General features: G+C 37.6%; 3 protein-coding genes and 1 pseudogene. All 4 read right to left on the minus strand.

Annotated features, from left to right (window positions below; all coding sequences use genetic code 11):
• Positions 1-526: 526 nt before the first annotated feature.
• Positions 527-1,324 (minus strand): hypothetical protein, encoded by a 798-nt coding sequence (locus Q0954_RS33225; protein ID WP_299466139.1) that lies wholly within the window; start codon positions 1,322-1,324, stop codon positions 527-529.
• Position 1,325: 1 nt separating this feature from the next.
• The gene (locus Q0954_RS33230) at positions 1,326-2,153 is read right to left on the minus strand and encodes a formylglycine-generating enzyme family protein (RefSeq protein ID WP_299466142.1); all 828 of its coding nucleotides are present in this window, start codon (positions 2,151-2,153) and stop codon (positions 1,326-1,328) included.
• Between the two features lie 19 nt (positions 2,154-2,172).
• Positions 2,173-3,192 (minus strand): hypothetical protein, encoded by a 1,020-nt coding sequence (locus Q0954_RS33235; RefSeq protein WP_299466145.1) that lies wholly within the window; start codon positions 3,190-3,192, stop codon positions 2,173-2,175.
• 278 nt (positions 3,193-3,470) lie between these two features.
• Positions 3,471-3,658 (minus strand): annotated as a pseudogene (locus Q0954_RS33240) (hypothetical protein); the annotation flags it as partial.

Here is a 3,658-nt window from a genome sequence, read left to right on the forward strand (position 1 = left end):
AGCTGATCGGAACTCTGAAAAACACTATTTACAGGCGCTACGACGAGGCGATTTGTGAAGACACAAACCGAGGCGAAGAAATAGTAGGGTAGAGTAGGTAGAAGGGGTTTGTTTTAAGATTTGTTCTAACAACATCACCCCTTCGCCCAAAAAGAAAGGCAAACCTATGATTAAAAATACAACACCTCCTGTGCTTGCCCACACATTGCGAGATACTAAAGGTATCTTTATTCTATCTTTTGGTATTTTATGCATTGGTATTTTTTAGTTTTCTAAAATAAGTTTTTACTCTCTTTTTTTTTTATCAAAAGCTATTTAACTTACCACAAGTTGTTTTGGTAGTGTAACAGTTTAACTCAAAGTATATGTATCACCATAAAGCCAGTAATGCCAAAATATTTTATGATCATCTGGGCATCCATATCTCTTTTTTAGGAAGTACGCTGTAAGTAACTCCTTTAATTCTAATGGCTTCTTTAATGGCGTTTACATTATGCTTGTAAAAAAGCTTTGTCATCAAAGGTTACTATTCTATGCCTGTTTGTTCGTTGTGTACGATGACCCAATGGTTGCCTTGCTTCATTAGCCAACTTCTCATAAAGGAACCTTCCAGATAATAATCTACTACTGCACCATTTAGCTTAGTATTAAGTTGTATCTGATAAATCTTAGGTTGTGTAGTAATATCAGCTACCAAACTAAGCGGCATATTTAACAGCTTACCCAGAAAATCTCTTTTTTTATAAGAAACCTCATCAGTCAAAAACTTATCAAATACTTTTTGGTATATTTCGTGAAAATATAGAGTAGTCACACCTTTATATTTTATAGGTGGGCTAAAGTGTCTAAGGGTGTCCCAAGGCACGTTTTTGGCAAAATCTATTGCATAGGGCAGTTGTCCTTGAATGACCAGGTATTTGACACCAGTAAAATCTGTCTTTTCTTTGCGTTGTTTCCAGCCAAAAGGCGAAAAATCGAAGGGTGAAAACATATCTATGAATAGTTGAGTAAGGGCAGGTGCAACCATATCTGATGCTGGGTAATGGTTGTGTTGCTTTGCCGAATAAATTGCCCAATTTTGCAAAAAAACCTCTAATTGTTTTGTAGAGTTAGCTTCATAGGCTGTCTGAAGTTGCCTATATAATGAATCTACCATTTTGTGTTGGTTTATTGTATCTACTGTAGCCCTAGGGCGTAATGTAGTACTATGTGGCATGACTTGGCGTAAATGAGCTTTACTTTTACTGGTATTGCCTTCTGGCAGTGTGTGACAAGCTTCCAGCAGCAAAAAGAACAGCAGTATATAATATTTAAGATTTGTCATGTTATTTTTCTCTTACTATCCGAAACCCTACTCTATTACTCCCATCAAGAGGCAAGTCGCTCAATCTATTCACTACTTTACAATATTTAGCAGCACTTGCCCAACTTCCACCACGTACGCATTTAAACCCAGTAGGAGCATAGTTAATAGGGTTATTTTTTTTACTATGGATATAAAAAACTTTGTCGTACCAGTCAAAACACCACTCTTGTACATTGCCAGTCATATCGTGCAAACCAAGCCCATTGGCTTGTTTGGCTCCTACTTCATTCACCTTACGGGTATTCTCACGGTACCAAGCTATTTCGTCTAAATAATTACTCCCGGCATAGGTATGGCTTTTACCTCTATCTCTGGCAGCATATTCCCATTCTGCCTCAGTGGGCAATCGGTAGTATTGCCCGGTTTTAGCAGACAACCAACGGCAATAATTATCTGCCCCATACCAGGTAACACCTACTACAGGGTGGTTTTTATACTTTTGTTCTACATAAAACTTGCCCTTGGCAGTATCTGGTATACACTTGCTTAGGGGGATGTCTATCCAATATTCAAACTCGTCTATTCGAGCTAGTTTGTCGTTCAAAAACAACACATATTCAGCATTGGTTACTTCAAATTTGCCCATATAAAAACCTTGTAAGACAACCTCATGTACAGGGCGTGCACCTATACGTTTAATATTCGAATTAGTATCTGGAGTGGCTTGCCCCATTTCAAAACTACCGCCTTTTACAAACACCATTTGTGGCAACATAACCTTTGTCTTATTTTTGCAAGAGATTGCCAACAAAATTAAGAGCATAAAAAATAATTTGTCGTATAACATATCATTGATATTTTTAAAGCTATTTTTGAGCAGTATATTGACGTCTTAATTTATCTATTTCAGGCTTTTTCTTAGCATATTTTATTGGGTCTTCCCTTAATAAATAAGCTTCATATTGATCAAGAAATTTGAGTTTAAATTCTTTAGTGGTTTTTGCCCAATTAGCTTTATCATGAAATATTTGTTCCTCGTAGGCTAAGTGGTGGTTAGATAATTTTAGGCGGTCATTGGGGTCTGCAGTTGCTCCAAACTTTTTTTCGCCGTGTCCCCTATATTCGTGAGCACCTAAAGCATTTAAAATATTAGAGGTAGTATTTAAATACTTTTTTAAGAAAGCATCTCCATCCTTATGGTTTACAGTAATTTTAAATCTTTCTCCTTTCCCAAGAGTTGTAAATATTTCAGTATCTGACTTGCCAGGTTTTGCATAAGTATCATTAGCTGTTTTTACAGATACACTCATACTATAGAGTTTATATGTATCATATCCTCCTTTCTCTAAAATATTAGTATATATATTTCCATAAGCACTAGCTGATAAATTGAGTTTATCTATGCCCACAGAACAGGTCTGAAGTAACTTTACCTTTTCGTCCAATGTGCCTTTTGTATTATCATAGAGGTAGTCAATGCCACCTTTGTTTTTTAGCACATCTTCTACTTTCTTTTTTATCACTACTTTTACATAGTCAGTTTTTTTGTTGTCCTCAAACAAAAAATTGCCTTCTTCATCATAGTAGCGGTCAAACAACATTTGGGTGGCGTCTATTTCATTTTTTCCTAACTTAAAAGTCTCTTTAGCTTTGCCATTTTGCGCCCCCTTGCTTACAGGGCGTTGCTTTGCCTGTATAGTAGGCTTTCGCTCTCTTACTATAGGGCTGTGTTTTGCCTGTATAGTAGGTTTTGAGTCTCTGACAATCGGGCGTTGTTTGGCTATTATGCCTCCTTTTGGCTGAGAGGCCTTTGGCTTTTTCTGTACAGGCTGTTGTTCATTTTGCGCCTGTTGCTGACTGTTTTCTGGTTGTATTTTATCTTGCATTACTTGCTGTTGGTGATACGTAAAGTTATTGTTTTTTTTAGTAAAAATTACGAGTTTGAGAATTACGAATTACGAATTGGGCGAAGCCATTCGTAATTTAGTTGGTAGTTGGTAGTTGGTAGACGATAGTCACTTCAAACCGATTCATAATTTAGTCAGTAGCGCTTGGCGCCCATTCGTAATTGACTCATTCGTAATTAGCTAAAGCAGAGCTCCCTTCGGTCGGTTCGTAATTAAACCATTCGTAATTGACTCATTCGTAATTAAACAATTCGTAATTAAAAAGCTTCTTCCGATTGCATCTCTACTACCTCGTGGCGGCTAATGCTGAAGTGCTCGCATACCTCGTTGTAAAACTTAACGCGGGCTTCGTGACTGGCAAAGGCCAGGCGGTGCTTGCCTCCGTTTACCATTTGTAGCCGTACGGCGGGCTGATCCCACCAAATGTCGGGCGTAATGCCCAGTA

The organism is uncultured Microscilla sp. (assembly GCF_947493425.1).
GTDB lineage: Bacteria > Bacteroidota > Bacteroidia > Cytophagales > Microscillaceae > Microscilla.